The 1,932-nt window shown below is 30.6% G+C and carries 1 protein-coding gene and 1 rRNA gene; both read left to right on the top strand.

Annotated elements, in window-relative coordinates:
- Positions 1 to 83 (top strand): 5S ribosomal RNA (gene rrf / locus OPF91_RS19075); the annotation flags it as partial.
- Positions 84 to 611: 528 nt separating this feature from the next.
- Positions 612 to 1,505: a patatin-like phospholipase family protein gene (locus OPF91_RS19070; protein WP_264990504.1), complete on the top strand. Its 894-nt coding sequence runs from the start codon at positions 612 to 614 to the stop codon at positions 1,503 to 1,505.
- The last annotated feature ends 427 nt before the right edge of the window (positions 1,506 to 1,932 follow it).

Genomic DNA, 1,932 nt, shown 5'->3' with positions numbered 1-1,932 from the left:
CCCATCCCGAACACGGAAGTTAAGCTCTTTAGCGCCGATGGTAGTTGGGGGATTCCCCCTGTGAGAGTAGGACGTCGCTTCGCAATTAACCAGTCAACTGATTACTAGTTGGCTGGTTTTTTTATATATAAACTACGCTAAAGTACTTAACATAATATTATTTTAATTTTTAAAATTATGTATTTTTATAACCAATTATATACATATCCTTTTTAATTTCGTCCATTCTCTATATCAAATGAGAATGGGCTTTTTGTTGATGGAATAATTCAACTGATATTCGAAATTTCCATAGATGTCATAAAGTTTAAGTAAGTTTATTTATGGATGCTAAAACATTTGAGAAAATCTATAATATGTGAAAATTTTAATGTATAGAACATGGTAATATTTAAGTAGTACCATAAAGAATCTCCTTCAACGCGGATTATTAGTTGCATTAATCAGCTTGCGACAGATTAATAATTTCTTATTGAATTCTTTTTATTTTGCCATGGAAAACATCACAGAATAAATAAAGAAGCATGATCTCTCACCAGAGAAATAAGATGTTCTAAATGTTGCAGTCGATACTTATAATGTAAAAATCTATGAGAAAAGGAGAAAGAGTTTTGTGGATTGATGGTGTGTTTTCTGGTGGAGGGCTAAAGGGGTTTGCGCTTGTGGGTGCTTATCAGGTGCTTGAAGCTGAACATTTTCGTTTTAAAAGGGTAGCTGGAACTAGTGCAGGTGCAATTTTAGCTGCGTTTATTGCAGCTGGATATAGTGGGAAGGAAATTGAAGATATGTTAACGGAGTTAGATATACCATCATTATTAGATTCACGTAAAACATTTTTGCCATTGCCTTTTATGAAATGGATGAATGTTTATAATCATTTAGGGTTGTATAAAGGAAAAGAATTAGAGAAGTGGTTTTTTAAAAAATTAGCTGCTAAAGGAATTTTTACATTCGGAGATTTGCCTAAAGATTCATTAAAGTTAGTAGCATCAGATTTAACTAATGGCAAAATGATAGTATTACCTGATGATTTGCATACCTATCAAATTGATGCACAAAATTTTTCCGTTGCATGTGCTTTACGCATGAGCTGTGGGATTCCATTTTTTTTTGAGCCAGTTACATTAAAAAATGGGAAGGGGGAATCTGTAATAGTTGATGGTGGGGTATTAAGTAATTTCCCTTTGTGGATATTTGATAATAAGGATGGGCGTAGAATAAGACCAACAATAGGAATTAAATTAAGTAGAAGAAAAGAAGAGCAATGTCCACATAATATTAAAAATGGTTTAGATTTATTTGAAGCATTGTTTTCAACAATGAAAAATGCACATGATGAGCGATATATCTCAAGACAGCATGAACGCGATATTATATTTATACCTGTAGATGATTATAGTGCGACGCAATTTGATTTAAGTGAGGAAGATAAAGAGGATTTATTAAATATTGGGAGAAATAGGACGATTCAATTTTTGAAGTTTTGGCCTAAATTTAGACTATAGTAACTACAATAAAGGTTAAGAAACCATCAAAATTTTTAAAATATAAATAAAAAAATTACTTACTATAAAATGAGTAACTACTTCTATTATCTAATTTTATAATATAAATCTTAAATTTTATTATAAAAAACTTGCAAATAAATTAAAGGTATGATAAATTATTAATTGTCCTTAAAAAAGTTTGTTGATAAATAATTTTTTTAAAAAAAGTATTGTTATTTTATCATCATATGTTATAATATTTAAAGTGACTCAAACAAAGTGAACCTTGAAAACTGAACAAACAAAGCGTAATCAATAAAGTAAGACAATTTTGGACATCATACCAAAATATGATGCCAGCAATGAGATTTGAGCTATTCAGATTTCTCTTTTATGGAGAGTTTGATCCTGGCTCAGGACGAACGCTGGCGGCGTGCCTAATACA

Source organism: Lysinibacillus piscis, assembly GCF_026012395.1.
In the GTDB taxonomy this organism is placed as follows: Bacteria; Bacillota; Bacilli; order Bacillales_A; family Planococcaceae; genus Lysinibacillus; species Lysinibacillus piscis.
This window is presented reverse-complemented; position numbering and strand designations above follow the sequence as displayed.